Raw genomic sequence first — 20,209 nt, 5'->3', positions numbered from 1 at the left:
AAATTACTTCATGAAGGAGATTTTTACACGCGCCAACCAATACCTGTTGTTCATTGTTCTGTTGGTGCTGATCTTTTACTTTGGTCGCACCTTTATCATTCCCATTATTTCTGCAGCGTTGCTGGCGATGCTCATGGCGCCGTTATGCCGCCGTCTTGACCGGTGGGGCTTTCACCGTGCGCTGTCTTCGTTTGTCTGTGTTTTTATCCTCTTGCTGGTGGTGCTTGGCATCCTGGCCATCATCACTGCGCAGTTCGCAGCGTTTGCCGAAGATGTAAGCCTTATCGAAAAAAAATCCAAGGAGATGATCCTGCAGGGCCAGACCTTTATTGAAGAACAGTTTGGGATTTCATCGGAGAAACAGGAAGCGGCAGTAAAGGAACAGGTGAAAGGTGCCGGCAAGTCGGTGGGGAATTTTGTTGCTGCTTTCTTCGGAGGTCTCACATCTGCCATCGCCGGAATTGTGATCACACTGGTGTTCACCTTCCTGTTCATTTTCAGCAAGGAGAAATACAATGCTTTTTTTTTGAAGCTTTTCAAAGACAAAGATCCTGATAAGGTAAAAGAGGTAGTGGAGAAGGTCAGTGATGTTTCGCAGAAATACCTGACCGGTCGCGCAATGTCCATTACCATTATCGCTGTGCTGTACGCGATAGGTCTTTCCATTGTTGGTATCAAGAACGGTATCCTGCTGGCCGGCATCGCTGCCATCCTTACGCTGATCCCGTACGTGGGCACAGTGCTTGGCGGATTGTTTCCCGTGACGATGGCCCTGGTAACAGAAGATTCCATGCAGCCGGCATTGCTCGCCATTGTAGTAATGTTCAGCATCCAGACCATCGACAATTATTTTATTGAACCCAACATCGTAGGAGGGGAGGTGAATCTCAGCGCGCTCGCTTCCATCATCAGCATTATTGCCGGCGGCCTGATCTGGGGGGTTGCCGGCATGGTCCTTTTTCTTCCGATGACAGGCATCGCCAAGATCATCTGCGATCATGTGGAGAGTCTTAAACCTATCGGCTATGTGATCGGCGATCCTGGTGGAAATAAATCGTCGCGACTGAGAGAATGGATCAGGGAGAAGTTTTCAAATAAAGCCGGTTCACGTCATAAAGGATGATGGATTGCACCAAGCCACGCAGTGTAAAGTATGAAGTACGATAGCCCGATCTGCGTTCATCGTACTTCGTACCTCGTAAATCGTACTTCGCATTTTCCATACGTATTTCTGCGTACATCATATAAGAAGCGTCTGTGAATTGGCTGTTCGCCAATTTATTTTGAAACATTGTTGCTAAAAATTACATCTTCTTTTTTTAGCTGCTGTAGAATATTGACAACAAGTGTTGCCGGTTGATCTTTAACGAAGCAGCTATATGCTTTAGCACCGCTGGTGTCTTCAGCGATCGTGTGACACAGCGCTATTTTTTTCACCGGCTTTTTCGTGACGGTCCACGTTCCATACAGTCGTTTAACTTTCGAAAAAAACATCAGCGGACAGCCCGCAGCACGTGACCTGAAGTTGAACGCGGGTTAAAATTATTCTTACATCTATATAAACTGCCGCTTCATACGTTTTGAAGTGAGAAGCATTTTCTTACGCAAGAGACCATTCTATTTATTATCACAGAATTAAGTTCCCGGCGACCTGCATTTTTGTAACGTGATCATTAAAACAAATTGCCTATGCCGAAGTAACCAGTCTCTACCGCCGAACCCCACGCGTCTGTTGTTAGCCGAAATCATTTCAAAAATAAATTACCAACCTGAACGATCCGGTCCCTGCTGAGATCACGATCGTTCCCCAATACCTGGAAGAGCATGAGAAAACGAATTAATGTATGCATCCTGTGTCTGTTCTTATGTCTGGCTATTTCATCCGGATATGCACAACAGGTTTTCAAGACCACTTCAGCTTCTGTCATCGGATACCTGGAATATGTTCCCCAGGGCTACAACAACAACTCCGACAAATACCCCATCGTTATTTTTTTACACGGCATTGGTGAGCGCGGCGTCAACTCTACAGACCCTGCCACGCTGAGCACCACCATTCAGAGCGTGGCTAAGCTCGGCCCGCCCAGTTACGTTAAGAACGGTACACAGTTCCCGTTCATACTGATCTCCCCCCAGCTTAAAAGCAATTATGGCAAATGGCCTGCTTCCTATGTGATGGAAGTGATCAATCACGTGAAGACCTATCTGCGCGTTGATGAAAAAAGAATTTATTTAACCGGATTAAGCCTCGGAGGCGGGGGCGTATGGATGACTGCTCAGGATTTTCCTGAACTTTTTGCAGCCATTGCTCCGGTTTGCGGCGGCTACAACACACTGTCGCTGGCGTGTAACATCGCGAACGAGAACCTTCCGGTGTGGGCTTTCCATGGTGATGCAGATACCACGGTCCCGTTGTCAAGATCCGTTAACATGGTAAATGCAATCAACGCCTGTACACCCAAGCCCAATCCGCTGGCCAAGATGACCATTTACCCCGGCGTTGGCCACAGTGCATGGAACAATGCGTATAAGAATGACAACACCATCCACAACCCCAACGTCTATCAATGGATGATGTCGTATACCAATACTCTGAACAATGGCAACAAGATCCCTGTGGCCAATGCGGGAGCCGACCTGAACATTACTGTTCCGAGCATCATCATCAACGGATCAGGAACCGACAGCGATGGATCTATCGCCTCTTACACATGGACTCAGATCAGCGGCCCCTCTACTGCCACGCTGGTGAACAAACTGACCAAGGCACTCACAGCTTCGACCCTGCTGACGGGCACCTACGTTTTCCGCCTCACGGTAAAAGATAACAGCGGTAACACCGACTCTGATTATGTGAAAGTAGTTGTAGGCACCGGCACCAATACGCTGCCCGTTGCCAGCGCTGGCGCGGACAAAACCATCACACTTCCCACCAACAGTGTTTCTATTTCCGGTAGCGGTACCGATGGCGATGGCACGATCGCTTCGTATGCCTGGAGCAAGGTTTCAGGTCCCGCAGCAACATTAGCCGGTGCTTCCACACAAACCCTGCAATCATCAGCTATGGTTGAAGGTGCGTATGTATTCAGGCTCACGGTAACCGATAACAAAGGTGGAAAGGATACCGACGACGTAACGGTTACGGTGAAGGCCGCCGCCACATCAGGACTTACCGCGAATGCCGGTGCAGATAAAACGATCTCGCTTCCTACCAACGCTACTTATATCAATGGCAGTGGCACCGCCACCTCGGGACGTGTGATCCGGTACTATAAGTGGTCAAAAATAAGTGGCCCCGCCGCCAGCCTCAACTATGTGAGCAAACCTGCATTGTATGTTTACAATATGAACGCAGGCACGTATACCTTCAAGCTCACGGTTACAGATGACCTGGGGGCTACGGCTTCAGACAATGTGCAGGTGGTAGTAGGTACGGGCTCAACCACGACCAACGACCAAACACCTCCCCCGGTAGAAACCGGAACGCTGGCAGCGAACGCCGGTGCTGACAAAACGATCACACTCCCCACCAGCTCATTGAACGTCACTGGCAGTGGCACTGCCGCCGCTGGAAATGTGATCCGGTACTACAAATGGACAAAAGTAAGTGGCCCGGGATGCAACCTGAACTACGTGAGCAAGCCGACGTTGTATGTGTACAATATGAATGCGGGTACCTACGTTTTCAAACTCGTGGTAACCGACAACGAAGGCGCCACTGCTTCTGACCAGGTTACGGTGACGGTGAAAGATGGTGTGGCATCGGCTGCGTCATTTACCGAGCCTGAGATGGCAAGGATCGCTGCGGCGGAAACCGCTACCACGGAAGATCAAACCGCAGTGCTTGGGAACATGACCCGCGCTGACCTCGAAAATTCAACGGTAGTGATCTACAACGATTCAGGCGAAACGCTCTACAGCGGAGTCTGGAACGACAATACTTATAAGGATGTAATGAACAAAAGCGGACTATATATATATAATGTCATCAGGGATGGAAGGAGAATGGATGCAGGGAAGATTTACATCCGTGGTTAGTTAAAGTATAGTAGTTTTGGTTTGCAGAAGCCCATCGCGCAGGTCTCAAGGGGAGGCAGGCCGGTGGGTTTTCTTTTTTGGTTGCTAGCTGGTTGCCAGTTGCCGGTTACCAGTTGCCAGTTTTGAGTGAGTTTCAACTCTCTTAACGTGGAGTGCTGAACTAGTGTAAGTAAACGAGTGGTGAAGCTTACACCGTCCTGAACCGGCCACCCGGCAACTGGCAACCGGCAACTATTCAGCAACCGCCAACTTTAAACTTGAAACTTTAAACTTTAAACCTTAAACCTTAAACAACTCCCTGGCTCTTTCCAAGAGCGGAATCTGCGCAGGATTGATGTACTTAATTGCCTGCTCATAACTCATCCACGCAGCTTTGTCTTGTTCGGGAAATTCCTGGAATTTGCCTGAGCGTGGAGGCCACTCGAGTTTGAAGGTGTTGCACGTGATGCCGGTGGCGGGATCCCACTCGCCCAGGAACCCCCAGGCGTGAACGATCTTTCCTGCTTTTTGCTGTACGGATCCCAGCGGCTCAAACGGTGGGTGTGCCCTCAGTCCGGTTTCTTCATGGAACTCGCGTTGGGCTGTCTGGAGAAGCTCTTCATCATCGTTGGGCAAACCTTTCGGGATACTCCAGGTGCCAAGGTCCTTGTTTTTAAAGAACGGGCCTCCGGGGTGAACCAGGAAGAACTCGAGCTCATGGGTTTTCCGGCACATGAGTAAACCGGCAGAAATATGTGCAGCCATGGTGCTGTGATAGTATACGGTAATTTATATATTCGCTTCCGTTATTCAATACTTAAACTATGCCCCATATTGCGATCATTTCTGCCAGCGTGCGTACCGGCAGGGTTAGCCACCGCGTGGCGTTGTACTTCAGCAACTTTCTCAAGGAAAAAAACCTGGCGACGTCAGAGATACTGGACCTGAATGCCTATCAATTTCCGCTTTTTGAAGAGCGACTCAAATATCAGCCTAATCCTTCGCCAGGGGTGATCGACTTTGCCACCCGCATCAAAAAAGCGGACGGCGTGATCATCGTTACGCCGGAATACAACGGAGGTTATCCTGCCGCGCTTAAAAATGTGATCGACCTGTTGTATGACGAATGGCACCGGAAGCCGATCGCAATATCCACGGTGTCTGATGGTTCTTTCGGTGGCACGCAGGTGATCACTTCCCTGCAGTTCACCTTGTGGAAGATCCGCGCCTGGACAGTTCCCGCCATGTTCCCTGTGCCTCACGGCCCGAAAACTTTCGAAGCGGATGGACGCCTGGTAGAGACCTCGATGGAAAAACGCGCGGTCAACTTCGTCAATGAGCTGCTGTGGTGTATTGCCGCTAAGCAGAAGATGGAGAATCCGTAGCTTGCTTCGAAGCGAGCTTAGTGTCACTGTGTCGCTTCGATTTGAAAAAATTGACAATTGACAATTGACAATTGAGCAATTGAAGTTCAGAAGCGTGTTGTTGGTTCAGATGTTGTCAATTGCCGCTTTGTCAACTGTCAATTGATTAAATTTTGTCCAATATTCACCCCGTTGTAACGGCTGTATCCCGAAAAAGAAATCGTTTGCGTTATTTTTCGTGAAAGCTCCTCCCCAAACAGTAATCGCTGTTATCGTCCGGTCTTCGAAGCATACTGGAGTTTATCTTTTTTTCAGATGGATAGTTGAGATTAATCTGCTTCTTGCCTGCGCAAAAAAAAGAAGCATGCGGCGGTTATCCATGGCGGGATAACATTCAGTTGAGCAGATCAATCAATCTTCATTTTTTTAAAAACCTTTGACATGAGATAAAATATCATGCCCGAAAATCTATTTGTCTATCCGTTAGCATCGATCAATTTAATTATTTACCACCTAACACGTGGGGGCAGAACCCGCGGTTGAAATGAGAAGAAGAATGAGAAGAAATTTCTGTTACCTCTTGGCGGTTATAGCAACCATTATGGTCACGCAAGCAAACGCCCAACAGACAGCCAAAGTTACCTCCAACGGCATCGGGTATCTTGAGTACTTACCTCAGGGTTACAACAACAACACCAACAAATATCCGGTAGTGATCTCGTTGCACGGCATCAAGGAACGCGGCACCACCTCCACAGATCCAGCAGCGATCAAGGAGAGCGTTCTGAGAGTAGCGAACGTTGGTCTCCCGAAATATGTCAAGTACGGACAACAATATCCGTTCATACTGATCTCTCCTCAGTTAAAAAGCTCTTATGGCACATGGCCTGCAGACTATGTGATGCAGGTGGTGAACCATGTGAAGAAAACACTGCGCATCGATGAAAGCAGGATCTATCTGACAGGGCTTAGCCTTGGTGGCTATGGCGTTTGGAAGACGGCCGTTGCTTATCCCACCGTATTTGCGGCCATTGCGCCGGTCTGCAGCGGCGGAAATGCTGTAAGCCAGGCGTGCAATATCGCAGCAGAAGACCTGCCTACATGGGCTTTTCATGGCGACAAGGACGGAACCGTTTCTTACCAGGTGAGTGTGAAAATGGTCAACGCAGTGAATGCCTGCACACCCAAGCCGAACCCGCTTGCCAAGCTTACCATCTATCCGGGCATGGGTCACTCCATCTGGGATAAAGCCTACAAGGAAAGCAACGTGCTCAACTGGCTGCAGAGCTACAGAAAAGGTACTGTCACCCCAAGCCCAGAGCCGACCCCTGACAATCAACTGCCGGTGGTAAGCGCAGGTGCCGATAAAACCCTCACGCTTCCTACCAATTCGGTGGCGATCCAGGGTACTGCTTCAGATCCCGATGGAACGATCGCTACTTACGCATGGTCAAAGGTTGCCGGTGGCTCCGCTTCGCTGAGTGGAACAACAAGCTCGAAGCTGAATGTGTCAAGCCTCGCTTCAGGCTCCTATACCTTCCGTCTGACGGTGAAAGACAACAAGGGCGCATCGAAGTCTGATGACGTGGCTGTGGTTGTGAAATCTTCCACGACCACTACTGCGCCCGTTGCCAACGCCGGTGCTGACAAAAGCATCAGTACACGCTCTACTTATCTCTATGGATCGGCTACGGCAGCCACAGGACGTACCATCCGTTATTATAAATGGACCAAGGTATCAGGCCCCGGTAACAGCATGAACTATGTAAGCACGCCCAAGCTGTATGCCTATAACATGAATCCGGGTACTTATGTATTCAAGCTCACGGTTACCGACGATAAAGGTGTGACCGCGTCAGATCAGGTGACAGTGAAAGTTACCACCAGCACCGCGCAGATCATTCGTGAAGATCTGAAGCCAGCCAACCAACTGCTTACTGATCCACACGGCGCTCCGAACATCAGGCGCGCAACGGCATCGCTGGAAACATTTGAGTTACCGAATGGCCGTTCAGCCTCTGCACAAGGAGCCGTTGTATCGGAGATGATCCAGGAAAGAAGGCGTTTCAACGCTGGATAGATACTCGATCAAGAAATATAGACCAATCCCGATCCAAACCCACTGTGCTTTCGTTGCAGTGGGTTTTTTCGTTATAACCCCACCCTTCAAAAGTTCTTCAGGTGAAAGTGCCTGATGAATTAAATTGCAGCCCCCTGAAAAGCTTTTGAATAGTTTACTTCGCGGCACGATAGTTTTCGCCTGTCCTCACTATCCCGTCGGATATGCTGTTCACTTCCACAACAGCGATGTTTCATTTAACCCGTGTAAACTTATGATGCTGAAAATGGACCGGCTACCCATTGAGTTGCCAACCCCCACCAACCCTTCACCCAACGATGCAGCTGCCGTGCAGGAATTGCTCGGTGGAAAATTCGGAGAAATGTCAACCCTGATGAACTACACTTACCAGTCGTTCAACTTCCGCGGCCGCACGCGCCTTAGACCTTACTATGATGTTATTTCAAGCATCGCAGGCGAGGAGTATGGTCATATCGAAGCAGTGTCCTACGCTATTAACCTGTTGCTCACAGGCACAACCAAACGCGGTTTCGATCCGGAGCCGGGACCGTTAAGAAAAGTAGTGGACGCACGCAACACCAGGCATTTTATTGCCAGTGGACAGGCCGCGCTGCCGATGGACTCCATGGGCGATTTCTGGACGGGGCAAAATGTATTCAGTAGCGGAAACCTGAGGCTCGACCTGCTTCATAATTTCTTTCTCGAATGCGGCGCCCGCGGAAACAAGATGAGGGTTTACGAAATGGTGACAGACCCTACTGCGCGGGAGATGGTCGGCTACCTGCTCGTGCGGGGTGGCGTGCACATTGTAGCGTATGCCCGCGCCCTCGAGCACCTCACCGGTGTGCAGGTGACGAAGCTTGTTCCCGTTCCTGACCTGAGCAACAAGGCATTCCCCGAAACACGCAAGTACGAGCAGATCGGATTGCACCGCAGACTGTACACCTTCAGCCTTGAAGACTATCGTCAGGCAGGGATCATTTTCAACGGACCACATCCCGAAGACAATTTGCCGCTGGAAGTAGTGTTCGGCTCACCCGAAGGTGTTCCCGCTCCGGACCTTGAAGAAGAACCTCAGGTGAACGCCGCCGGAGCCATGGACATCGATCCGGATATGTTTAAAGATATCGCGAAGAAGATGGGTGTAGAGGTGTAGAATAGTCCACAGTCGATGGTCCATAGTCCATGGTAATCGGTGTGTTTGAGCGTACTCTCCGGCGATTATCTTGATATTTAATCAAAGTGATAAAATGTGAGCAGCAGGCTCTGCTATGGACCATGGACTATGGACCATGGACTTATGCACGTTCCCAGTTCTTAATCAGTGGACCGTCCATTCCGTAGACAGGATCTGCTTCGGGTAGGGGTAGGTTCCTGATGTTTTCATCGGCACGGGGTCGTTCACCTTCTTTTCCGTAGTTCATGTCGTATTGCTGACCGTCAGGGTATGCGCCGATGCATTCAAAGTCAGTATTGTCTCCGATGTTTTTATGCGCCACGCCGGCAGGAATGATCACGACATCGCCTCGCTCCAGCAGCAGCGAGATCCCTGATGGACCACCGAACTGGATCCTGGCGCTTCCGCGGATCACACACAATACCTCATGCGCTGTGCTGTGGTAGTGATGGTAGTCGTAAACACCATCCCGCCATGCATTTGTCCATCCATTGCTTTCCAGGATCTCTTCCACCGTTTTGGCAGTGTCGCCGGAGAGGTGAAACACATTCCTGTATACGAGAAGCGGCAGCAGCGCATTGTTCGGAAACGTTCCGTCGTCCGGCAACAGATGCCTGATAATATTGATATGCTGTACAGCACCGATCACATCCGCGAGCGCTTTCATCCTGTCAGTATTTTATGGCTGATTCAGTACACTATAAAAAGCATTCCGCCGGGATCCCGGAAACCTTCGCTATCGGCATAAACTGCATTGCTGCCGTGAAATGTATTTTTACAATTGTAAAGGCAGGGAAATATGTTCTACAGTTTTTTCGCTTTTTGTACGAACGCCATTTTCCAGGGCATTAAATTTGGACCTGACCCTTTCAAATGACAGGACTGAAAACAGAGATCTGGACCATTGGCCACTCCACCCGCACACTGGAGGAGTTTATCGCCCTGCTGAAGTCTTTCGGCATCCAGCACCTTGTGGATATCCGCACATTTCCCGGATCAAGACGGTACCCACATTTCAACAAAGAATTTCTTTCAAAGGCGCTTCAGGAAGAAGGGATCCATTATACGCACATGGTGGAGCTGGGTGGCAGGAGGAAGCCGTTGCCTGAATCGACAAACACCGCCTGGCGACATGCCTCTTTCCGTGGATATGCGGACTACATGGAAACTCCGGCCTTTGCGGGAGCTATTGAAAGGCTCGAAGCGCTTGCTTCCGCCGAAGCAGTAGCCTATATGTGCTCTGAAGCCGTGTGGTGGAAATGTCACCGCGCCCTTGTTTCGGACTACCTGAAAGCCCACGGCTGGACCGTTTGTCACATTATGGATGAAGGCAAAAGCCAGGAGCACCCTTATACCAAACCTGCCCGTGAAGCGCAAGGGCGGCTGTTTTAATTAGTCCACAGTCGACAGACCACGGTCCACAGCCGCGAGGTGTTATTTTCTAAAAATAGGCAAGGGATCTAAGCACAATAGGCAAGTTGAGTCGCACTACACTGCCGTCGACTGTCGACCGTGGTCCGGCGCCTACCAGCATCTTTGATCAATAACCGGTTTGAGTCGGCCACCGTGCGCTACGATGTAAAGTCGGGCGCCGTATATTGCAGGAACATGGCGTTGGAAGAAAACGAATGACTCCAGACAAAGCAGCGCGATGAGAACGTAACACCGAAGCCATAACCCCGGATATGCGTTGTTTTTGTTGGCGTTCTGTTTTCAAGCAAAAACTGATGATTGCCGGTTTTTGCTTTCCAGGGTGTCAGCAAGTATTTCATAGTGGATTTCGATTAAAAAAATTATGCCGATTCTGGGGCAATTGACAGTTGACAAAAAGGCAATTGACAATAGCTATCAATACTGGCAAGTGTTATTGGTTAGGAGGGCCACTTGCCAGTATTGCCTGGTCGTTGTCAACTGCTTCATTGTCAACTGTCAACTATCTACCTCACGTCCCAAAACAGCTTCGTTGTTACTTCGTCGCCGCCGATGGCAGTGGAGGCAGCGTCGTAGTTACGGGTGTTCAGATTCTGTTCGTTGACGGGATAAGTATACCGCAATGGAAAATCGGCGATAGGATTGGCTACCGTATTGAACGTAGGAGCGTCCAGTCTCCGGTATTCTGTCCATGCCTCGTGTCCCCGGTTGTACAAGGCGAGCCATTTTTGTGTTCCGATCTTCTGCCTGAAATCGCCGGCCGCCGTACCGTATGCAACCTTCGGATTGGCAAGGTAGAGCTGCGCATCTTCTTCTGTGCCACCCCAGTCCAGAATAGAGGCCGTGATGGCATTGTTGTAATGCTCTTCGACTGTACCTGGCACGTTGAAGCCACGGGCGGCAGCTTCCGCCAGCAGGAATTCAACTTCGGCATAATCGAGCAGCACACCGGGAAATTCCGGGTCGGTGATCGTTGTTGAAGGTTTCGAGAATGCCGAGTAGCTGTTGCTGGATCCGTAGATGCCTCCTGTGTATCCGCCGTTCCTGTCGGTAGTGAAATACAACGGCACGCGTGGATCATCCAGCCCGAGCATCATGTTCACGATGGTGTTGGCCGCTACAAAATCCCTTCTGCCGCTCTGCACGAGGTCTACCCAGATCGGGTTTGTGTTTGGCGCGGCACTCAGGTAGGGAAGTTTGGCGTTGTCGTCGTTGCTTTCAAAGACGCCTGCCGCCGCTGCTTCTTCCGCTACACGCCCCGCGGTAGTGGCATCCACATCCGCCAGTATGATGCCCAGCCTGAGCTTGAGAGAATTGGCGAACTTCATCCACTGGGCAACATCGCCTTCATAGATCAGGTCAGCGCTGCCATAGCTTTCTGCGTCCGGATCGAGCTTGGCCATGGCTGCATCCAGGCGGCTGATGAGGTCCTTGTGAATGGCCTGGTCATCTTCGTATTCCGGAAAAACATTATCAACGTCGAGCGCTTTGGAATACGGGATGTCGCCATAGGTGGTCTCGAGCACTGAAAATGCATACACTTCGAGGATCTCTGCGATCTGCCACTGGTTCTGATCCACTGGCGGATTGACAAAGGCAGGCTCGAGGTTTTCAATGATGCTCTTGGCTTCGCGCAGATCGCGGAGCACGTCCCTGTAGAGAACGTTCCAGAAATTCTGCGTGATGTTGCGCGTGCTCAGGTCGTACCGGCTTTCGTCGGTATACGTGGTCTCTGTCCACTGCTGTGCCAGCAGCCTGAAGATATTGGTGTTCACGTTGGCCGAGCTCATATGGTCAACGAGGTTGCGCTGCGCGTTGGAGAACAACGTGCTGGCTGGTGCTTCTGTCGACCGTTTCTTGTCGTCATTAAGGCTTGTCAGGTCATCGGTGCACGACGTGATGACGCTGAGGCCGGCGATCAGTAAAAGTATCTTTTTCATAGTGATCTCTTTGTTTAAAATCTGGCCCTGATATTAAATCCCATCGTACGGAAAAGCGGGTAGGCGCCAACCTGGTACCCCTGGATGTTGCCGGAGCTTAAATTGTCTTCCGGATCAGCGTAAGGAAGATTCTTGTGAATGATCCAGAGGTTTCTTCCGATCAGTGAGATGTCGATGCCCGTCAGGGGCCTGATGTTCTCCATGATCCTTGCCGGCAGCGAGAAGGTAATGTTGGCTTCGCGCAGTTTCACGAAGCTGGCATCGTACACAAATGCCTTCGCCGGATTATACACATAACCAAAGAGGCCGTAGTCTTCGGCGCTTACCGCGATGTCATTGGGTGTTCCGTCTTCTTTGACTCCGTCAAGCACCACGCCACCGCCTTCATCCACGGGGCTCCGCACCGGGTTTCCCTGCGCGTTGACGCCGGCGGTCTCAGGATACAAGCCAGTAGCCAGTCCGTAATACATATCGAGCGAGAACACATCGCCACCGTGTTTCATGTCTATCAGGAATCCCACGCTGAAATTCCTGAACTTGAAGGTGTTGTTGATACCGCCGATCCAGTCGGGGTTCACATTGCCGATGATGGCGTTTGAGGTCGACGAGATCTGGTAGTAGCCGTCTTCGTCCACGAGCTTCCTTCCCTGGGCATCGTACACGAAGTCGTTGCCGCGGATGGTGCCGAAAGGTTGTTTCAGCGCAGCGTTGATGGATACGCCACCCTGGAAGGAACCGAGCTGCAGGTTTTCAATATCGAACAGCTCTTTTACAAGGTTCCGGTTGCGCGTCCAGTTCACGTTCACCGTCCACGTGAAATTGGGGGTTTTCACCGGCGAGCCGAACACCGAAAGCTCGATGCCCTGGTTCTGCACGTTGCCGGCGTTGATGTATTTGTCATTGTATCCCGTGGCCCGCGAAATGCTTACCGGGATGATCTGGTCTACCGTGTTCTGCCGGTAGAACGTAAGGTCAAAACCGGCGCGGTTGTCGAAGAAGTTCATCTCCAGGCCGGCTTCGTAGCTCTTGGTCCGCTCGGGCTTCAGGTTGGGATTGTTCCGCGTAGGGGTCACTGAGAACAACGCCTCCTGGCCGAAAGGTGCGGGCTTATCGAAGTAGTTCAGCAGGCTGCTGGTGGGCGCTGTATTTCCCACCTCGGCATAGTTCAGGCGCAGCTTGGCGCCCGTCAGCACATCGTTGTCGCCGATCAGCTCCGAGAATACAAAACTTGCCGATGCCGAAGGATAGTAGAATACATTGTGCGCCTCCGGTAAAGAAGAAGCCTGGTCGCGCCTCAGGGCAAGATCTACAAAAAGCATGTTGAGCAGCCCTATCGTTGCGTTGGCATAGATCCCGTTTACCTGCAGGTCTGAAAATGTTTCCTTGGGCGGTGTCAGCGCGCTCTTCGAATTGGTCAGCGCGTAGTACCGGGGCACCACGAGGCCGCCGTTGGTCTCCGCGAGCACCGATTCAATGGTTGTTCTCCTGATATTCGTTCCCAGCACGGCGCGTAACATGAAGGCGTCGCTTAGCTTGCGATCGATGTTCAGCATCAGGTCGTAATTGTATTCGCGGAAGGAACGGTTGAAACGACGATACCTTGAAACACCGATGCTTCCCACGGCAACTCTTTCTTCCTGTCTTTCATCATACGAGTCGAGCGAGACACGCCCCATGAGGTTGATCCAGTCTGCGATCTTGTAATCGAGCCTGATGTTGCCAAAGTAGCGCGACCGTCCGTCTGTCTCGTAATTCTCGTGACGGGTCCAGTAGGGGTTGTCCCAGTAAATAGGAACGAGATCTGAAGGATCGGCCCAGTTCCAGGTAACATTTTTCCGGTTCCTGAAATAAGCGTCTTTCTGTTCCTGAACGTCCACGTTGGTTTGCCACCATTGTCTGAAGTTGGTCATCACGTTCTTGTCATCGTAACCCGAGCCGTAACGTCCTTTGCCTGCCTGGCGGGTGAAGTTCATGCCGACGGATACCTTGACTTTTTCAACCACGTCGTACGAGGCGCCGAAGTTCACAAAGTCTTTCGTCAGCTTGCTGTTCGGCAGAAAGCCTTTGTCTTCGGAGCGCGAGTAACCGATCTTGAAATACCCTTTATCTCCGCCACCATCCAACAGCACGCTGTGAGAAGTGGAGACGGGCGTTTCGAGAAATGATTCAGGGCCGTCCTTGGCGGCAACCCATGGCTTGCGCTGGTTGAAGAAAGGCGATTCAGGATCGAACGCGTCCCAGTGGTATACCATCAGGTTGGGATCGAACGGTGCGCCATACGATGCATCTTCTGAAGTGGGCACTACCTTGTCGGGCTGGCCGTCACCGTCGATATCCGGGTTCAGGAAGAACGGATCGAATGCATCGGATTCCGGCTGGCTCTCGTAATAAATGGGCTTACCATTGGCGTCGGTGCCGATCTGGTCCACATAATAAGCGCCATACCCGGCACCGTAGCGGTTCTGATATTCCGGAAAGGTGTTTTTGTCAAGCACACCTACGTTCATACCTGTGTTCACCGTGATGCCGAGACCTTTGCGGGTTCCTTTCTTCGTGGTGATCATCACTACACCGTTGGCAGCGCGTGACCCATACAACGCTGTGGCTGCTGCGCCTTTCAGCACGTTGATGGATTCGATGTCGTCAGGATTGATGTCTGCACCGTAGTTTCCGTAGTCGTACCCGCCACGTCCTGTCACCTGGTCAGCGTCGTTGGTATTGGAGTTGTCGATCGGAACGCCGTCAACAACGAACAGGGCCTGGTTGTTGCCAGTCAACGATTTGAAGCCGCGGATGACCACGTTGGTGGATCCACCCAGCCCATTGTTACGTTGGATCTGAACACCCGAGACCTTTCCGGAAAGCGAGTTCAGGAAGTTCGCATCCCGTGTCTTGTTGAGCTCATCGCCCGTTACTTTTTGAGCAGCATAAGGAAGCTCGTTCTTGGTACGTTCAATTCCCTGTGCTGTCACAACAACTTCGGTCAGCTGCTGCACGTCTGCAAGCATCGATACGTCTACCATCGTCCGGTCGTTGACAGCAACTTCCTGCGATTCGAGACCGATAAATGTAAACACCAGAATGGCATTCGGCCCTGGCACACTCAGCGTGTACCGCCCCTCTATATCGGTCACTGTTCCTGCTGTTGTTCCCTTCACCAGTACATTTACACCCGGAAGTGAAGCTCCTTCACTGTCTGTTACTTTACCGGTGACCTGTCTTTCCTGCGCCCAGACCTGCAATGAGATCAGCATCCAGACGCATAATAATCCAGATAGAATTCTCTTCATACACTAAAGGTTTGTGAATAAGAACGGGTGCCAAAAAAGCATACCTCCCGTTTACAGGAGTAATTTTTTCTGTTTTAAGTAACGTTAAATTGGTTAGTTGTACTCATGTTCAGCAAAGGGCTGGCCGTTGGCTTAGTACGACGCATGAAATGCTCACTACAGTTTTTTAACCGTTCAGTACACCTTTTATATCGGTGACGTACGCGGGCTTTTAATGCTGTCATGTAAAATGCATTTTATGAGAGCGTCAACAATCAAACTTCAAAGCCATGATCAGAAACTACCTGAAGATCGCGTTCCGTTCGCTCTGGCGGAGCAAAGGACATTCGTTCATCAACATCACAGGGCTGAGCCTGGGCATCGCCTGCTGCATTCTCATCATTCTATTCGTTACAGATGAATGGACGTTCGACAGGTTCCATTCAAAAGCCGACCGCATCTACCGTGTGTTTGCGCGGGAGAACTGGGGTGAGAACCAGGAGTTCTTCTATACCAATACGCCCTTCCCCATGGGGCCGACGCTGAAAGACAACATTCCTGAGATCGAAAGCCAGATACGCATCGACAAGATGGGCACACTGGTAAAGGTGGGTGACAGCCAGTTCAGCGAAACACTCACCATTGCAGGGCAGGACTTTTTCAACGTTTTCGATTTTCCGATCATCACCGGTAGCAGCGAAGCGCTGGAGCAGCAGAATCATGTCGTGATCAGCAACGAGCTTGCGAAGAAATATTTCGGAGACGCCGACCCCGTCAATAAAACGGTATCCATTCAATTGGGAGAAGTGTTTGAAGATTTCACGGTGGCTGCGGTGGTGGCCCCTACGCCTACCAATTCGAGCATCCAGTTCAATCTGATGATCTCCGAGCTTAATTTTCCGAAGCTGTACAGCGAGCAGCGACTGACCTCGTCATGGTTCTCCATCTCACCGGAGACTTATATTCTGCTGCGCGAAGGTGTTGTACGCGAAAAGGTCACTGCTAAATTTCCGTCTGTGTTCAGGGCTGTACTCGGGGAAGAGCGATTTACCAAGAGCAAGTACTCCGCCGGGCTTCAACCGCTCACGTCCATTCACCTGGATACAAGTTACCCTGTTGGTCTTGCACCCGTGAGCGACCCGAAATACGCGCGCATTCTCGGCGCCATCGCCATCCTCATTTTGACGGTTGCCTGTATTAATTTTGTAACCTTATCTATTGGCCGTTCCATGAAACGTGCGAAGGAGGTGGGGGTGAGAAAAGTTGTTGGAGCAGCTCGGCGGCAACTGATCCTGCAATTCATCGGCGAAGCGGTGATCGTTACCCTGATCGCAATGACGCTGGGCCTTGCGTTAGCTGTTTTAAACCTGCCTGTCTTCAACGCGCTCGCCGGCAAACAACTGGTGTTCCCCTGGAACGGGTTCATCGTTATGATCGTGCTTTCATTATTGGCAGTGATCGGACTCATTGCTGGCAGTTACCCGGCTTTTGTGCTTTCAGGTTTCCGGCCCGTCACCATCCTGAAAGGAAATATCCAGCGCAACAGCAGCAAGCAAAACCTGCGGAAGGTTCTCGTAGGCGTGCAGCTTGTTCTCTCCATATTTTTGATCTCCAGCACATTGCTGATGAGAAACCAGCTCGAGTTTCTGCAAAATAAAAACCTGGGATTCAGCAAGGAACAACTGGTGGTTATTCAGCTCAACGTGCCGCGTGGCGGAAGAATGGCAGAACGTGTGAACAAAGGTTTCGAGAAGGCGGAACAATTCAAGCCCGGACTCACCAGGCTTCCCGGTGTGTCTGCGGTATGTGCATCGTCTCATGATTTTGCCAATGGCAACTGGGTCAATGCAGGTTTTACGGATGATAAAGGCACTTACCGGACTTTCAATATGAATGTTGTGGACGAAGATTATATCCCTACACTGGGTATGAAGCTCGTTCAGGGGCGTAATTTTTCAGGAGACAATGTCGCAGACCGGAAGCGTTCGGTGATCGTGAACGAAGCATTTGCAAAGGCTTACGGGTGGACTGATGCCATTGGTAAGAAGATCCCCGGCAAGGAATTTCCTGACCATGAGGTGATCGGTGTCGTGAGCGATTTCAACTACGCATCGTTGTATACAAAGGTAGAGCCGTTGGTGCTGGTTTACGAACCCTCCATTATACTGAACGGCATTGAGAACATCAACGTAGACAACTCACCGGTGCCAAAGCTGATGATCAGGCTGCGGCCCGGCAACATGCAGACTACCATTGATGAGATCCGTTCGGTGTGGGAGAAAATTACGGGAGGAGAGGAGTTCGTGTTCACTTTCGTGGATGAAGCGATCAACACGCAATATCGCGCAGATCAGAACCTCGGCAAGATCGTGAGCATTGCCACGGTGCTCGCCATCATTATCGGCAGCCTCGGCTTGTATGGCCTCGCTTCACTGGCGATGCAGAACCGCACCAAGGAGATCAGCATCCGCAAGGTGTTGGGCGCCACAGAGCGGTCGTTGCTGGTGCTGTTGTCGAAGGATTACATTTACCTGATCTTGGTCTCGCTGGCGCTCTCGGTGCCCGTGACCGTTTACCTGATGAATAATTGGCTGTCGACCTTCGAGTACCGGATCTCCATCGGAGCAGAAGTGTTCCTGATCGCGGGCGGAATTTCATTGCTCATCGCATTGATCACCATCAGCTACCAGGCCGTGAGAACAGCATGGAGTCAGCCTGCGGAGACCTTGAAATACGAGTAAAAGGAAGCCAGGATCCATACCGCCCTGAGACCGATATCCTGAGTGGTGATTGTGTGAAGGCATGTGGGAACGAAGGATCCCCTTAAAGCAAAGTGCGCTGGTAAAGGCATGCGTTCGAACTAAGTACGCAGTAAGATTCCGGGGATCCTTCGCTCGCACAAAACCATCACGCATCCATCGCTCTGGATGACGGTCTTCAAACGAGGGGGCCATCGACGAAGGGCCAACTGCCGTGGACCGTGGCCCGTCGACCGTGGACTAAAACAAAAAACCTGACTATTCAAGCCAGGTTTTCTTTTTTCAGGTAGGTAGGTACGAATTAATATTCGCTTGCGCCGATGTCGTAGGCTGAACCTTTGAGGCGCTGTTGCTTATAGAAGTCTTGCAGAATGCTTTGGGTCGTGTAGGTTGAAAAGCTTTTGCCTTTGTTGATCACAGGCGAGCCGCTGGCCAGGCGATAGTTGTAAGCGCCCGCATTCACAAACTTAAGTGCCGTAATGCTTCTTGTGAAGTAGTTGTTCGACATCTGTACCCTCACATCCTTGCTCAGCTTGTACACATAAGCGTCGTTTCCGGTGCGGGGCGCCTTGTAAGTTGAGTAGCTGCCCGGGTTCACAATGATGTTGTTGATGATAACATTCATGGGAACGAGCTCGGCATAAAGCCTGATACCGTCAACTTTAGGATTGATAATGGTATTGTTGATGAACTTGAAGCCGGGGCCCGGAGTATAACGCTCATCACAGAAGATCCCTGAGCCACCTGCGCCAACGATGATGTTGTTGTGAATGACGTTGTCACCAAGGCCCATCACGATGAGACCATTTCCGGGGCCGTTCTTGATAAAATTGTTGTAGCACAGTCCGCCGGTTCCGGCACCGATCTGCATGCCGTTGTTCTGGGCTTCGCGGTTTGCCGTGCCATAGTTTTCAATGCTGTTGTTGTAAACCTGTGCGCCCTGGGTGGCACATCCAAGCTGAATGCCTTCCCATCCCGAGTTCTTCACAATGTTGTTATAGATCTTTACACCATGGATCTCGTGCGGGAGCCGCGAGCCGCAGCTTGTTTTTGCACCGTCTTCATAGAACGAATTGCCAACATAGAAGCCCTCACCACCGGTATCGAAAACGTAATTGTCGTGAAGGGAGATATCGTTCATCACGAAGTTGCCGCGAATGGTAGCATTGTCGCAGGAAGGATCGGTCTTCGCCATGATGCCGGCGAATCCAACGTTGCTCACCTGCACGTGGTCTACTTCAAAGTTCGTGCTGAGCTTGTCGAGCGTTATGCCGATGTGACTGCCGTTCACTTTGATGCCATATGATTTGCTCACATCGCCGCCGGTAATGCGGAAGTACTTGCTGTTCTCCGTTTTGATGCCGTAAGACAATCCGGTGGCAGTGATATAAGCGGTTCCGCCGCAGTTCTTGATGATGATGGGCTGCGAAGCCGTGCCCACGATGTTGCGGAACAAAAGATTTTTGTATTTGTAAGCTGCATTCAGGCCGATGATGGCTCCGGGTTTCAATCCGAGTGCCTTGCCGTCGATCACGTTGGCAGTGGCAGGCACGATGTACGTGCACGAAGAGCAGGTGGCCGTGGCGGCGGCAGTAGTAGCGGGGTCTGTTTCAGCTTCAGGAACAGCGGTGACGGTGTCGTCGAGGATCTGTTCATCCGAACATTGAGCTAAAACGAAAATGATGGAAAGTGTCAGCGTCAGTCTTTTGAGTACGGTGAAAAAATTTTGAGTTTTTATCATGCGTGACATTGAGTTTAACACCGGAAGCTTTACCCGTAAAGTGCTCCGGCAATGGGTTAAAAAATTTTTTAAAAGATTATGCAACAGCAGACGAGCGGTTATTCGACGAATGATCTCTTATGACATGTGGCATAGCGTTAGGTGAATGTTTGATTTCGGTTACAAAAAAACCGGAATGGATCTTCACCAGGAGTTTACATTGCCATGGTGAGTCAGGCATGTAAGAAATCGGCGGTATTGAAAAATAAAGGAGGAAAAACGGAGAATTGTTAATCCGGGTTAGAGTTTAATAATCGACTCAACCGATGAGTGGTGACACATCCCGCCATCCGGCGGCGTGCTTTGCACAAGTGAAGGAGTACTTTCTGTTTTTTTTTGGAATTGGTACGTAAGCCGGTTAAAAATAAGTCAGGAGCCAGGAGTCGAAAGCC

The 20,209-nt window shown here is 50.8% G+C and carries 13 protein-coding genes; 7 read left to right on the top strand and 6 right to left on the bottom strand.

The features are described 5' to 3' along the window. The first annotated feature begins 10 nt into the window (after window positions 1-10). Both KK083_RS13285 and KK083_RS13280 read left to right on the top strand, forming a co-directional pair. Window positions 11-1,123 (top strand): AI-2E family transporter, encoded by a 1,113-nt coding sequence (locus KK083_RS13285; protein ID WP_254163729.1) that lies wholly within the window; start codon window positions 11-13, stop codon window positions 1,121-1,123. Between the two features lie 701 nt (window positions 1,124-1,824). Continuing rightward, window positions 1,825-4,038 carry a PKD domain-containing protein gene (locus tag KK083_RS13280; RefSeq protein WP_254163728.1) on the top strand — a complete coding sequence of 738 codons (2,214 nt, stop codon included), beginning with the start codon at window positions 1,825-1,827 and terminating at the stop codon, window positions 4,036-4,038. Between the two features lie 279 nt (window positions 4,039-4,317). Here KK083_RS13280 and KK083_RS13275 read toward each other — a convergent pair whose 3' ends face one another. Beyond that, complete coding sequence (locus KK083_RS13275) at window positions 4,318-4,782, bottom strand: NUDIX hydrolase (RefSeq protein WP_254163727.1); 465 nt, start codon at window positions 4,780-4,782, stop codon at window positions 4,318-4,320. A gap of 59 nt (window positions 4,783-4,841) precedes the next feature. Here KK083_RS13275 and KK083_RS13270 point away from each other — a divergent pair, with 59 nt between their 5' ends. From KK083_RS13270 to KK083_RS13260, 3 genes are all read left to right on the top strand, one after another. Beyond that, a complete protein-coding gene (locus KK083_RS13270) occupies window positions 4,842-5,402 on the top strand; it encodes an NADPH-dependent FMN reductase (protein ID WP_254163726.1) in 561 nt (186 codons plus the stop codon). Window positions 5,403-5,982: 580 nt separating this feature from the next. After that, window positions 5,983-7,461, top strand: coding sequence for a carboxylesterase family protein (locus tag KK083_RS13265; RefSeq protein ID WP_254163725.1), 1,479 nt, complete (start codon window positions 5,983-5,985; stop codon window positions 7,459-7,461). Between the two features lie 253 nt (window positions 7,462-7,714). Continuing rightward, on the top strand, window positions 7,715-8,617 hold the full coding sequence (locus tag KK083_RS13260; protein ID WP_254163724.1) for a manganese catalase family protein: 903 nt from the start codon (window positions 7,715-7,717) through the stop codon (window positions 8,615-8,617). Between the two features lie 142 nt (window positions 8,618-8,759). Here KK083_RS13260 and KK083_RS13255 read toward each other — a convergent pair whose 3' ends face one another. Beyond that, a complete protein-coding gene (locus tag KK083_RS13255; protein WP_254163723.1) occupies window positions 8,760-9,305 on the bottom strand; it encodes a cupin domain-containing protein in 546 nt (181 codons plus the stop codon). 206 nt (window positions 9,306-9,511) lie between these two features. Between KK083_RS13255 and KK083_RS13250 the strand changes: the two genes are divergently transcribed. Then, window positions 9,512-10,030, top strand: coding sequence for a DUF488 domain-containing protein (locus tag KK083_RS13250; RefSeq protein ID WP_254163722.1), 519 nt, complete (start codon window positions 9,512-9,514; stop codon window positions 10,028-10,030). Window positions 10,031-10,209: 179 nt separating this feature from the next. Here the strand turns inward: KK083_RS13250 and KK083_RS13245 are convergent, their stop codons facing one another. From KK083_RS13245 to KK083_RS13235, 3 genes are all read right to left on the bottom strand, one after another. Further along, window positions 10,210-10,410, bottom strand: coding sequence for a hypothetical protein (locus tag KK083_RS13245; protein ID WP_254163721.1), 201 nt, complete (start codon window positions 10,408-10,410; stop codon window positions 10,210-10,212). A gap of 165 nt (window positions 10,411-10,575) precedes the next feature. After that, window positions 10,576-12,009 carry a SusD/RagB family nutrient-binding outer membrane lipoprotein gene (locus tag KK083_RS13240; RefSeq protein ID WP_254163720.1) on the bottom strand — a complete coding sequence of 478 codons (1,434 nt, stop codon included), beginning with the start codon at window positions 12,007-12,009 and terminating at the stop codon, window positions 10,576-10,578. A gap of 14 nt (window positions 12,010-12,023) precedes the next feature. Beyond that, window positions 12,024-15,299, bottom strand: a complete 3,276-nt coding sequence (locus tag KK083_RS13235) for a SusC/RagA family TonB-linked outer membrane protein (protein WP_254163719.1) — start codon at window positions 15,297-15,299, stop codon at window positions 12,024-12,026. Between the two features lie 269 nt (window positions 15,300-15,568). Between KK083_RS13235 and KK083_RS13230 the strand changes: the two genes are divergently transcribed. Beyond that, complete coding sequence (locus KK083_RS13230) at window positions 15,569-18,019, top strand: ABC transporter permease (protein WP_254163718.1); 2,451 nt, start codon at window positions 15,569-15,571, stop codon at window positions 18,017-18,019. Between the two features lie 319 nt (window positions 18,020-18,338). Here KK083_RS13230 and KK083_RS13225 read toward each other — a convergent pair whose 3' ends face one another. Further along, on the bottom strand, window positions 18,339-19,778 hold the full coding sequence (locus KK083_RS13225) for a right-handed parallel beta-helix repeat-containing protein (protein WP_254163717.1): 1,440 nt from the start codon (window positions 19,776-19,778) through the stop codon (window positions 18,339-18,341). Window positions 19,779-20,209 lie beyond the last annotated feature (431 nt).

The organism is Chryseosolibacter histidinae (assembly GCF_018598225.1).
GTDB lineage: Bacteria > Bacteroidota > Bacteroidia > Cytophagales > Cyclobacteriaceae > Chryseosolibacter > Chryseosolibacter histidini.
The sequence above is the reverse complement of the archived record's forward strand: the minus strand, read 5'-3'. Positions and strand labels throughout refer to the sequence as shown.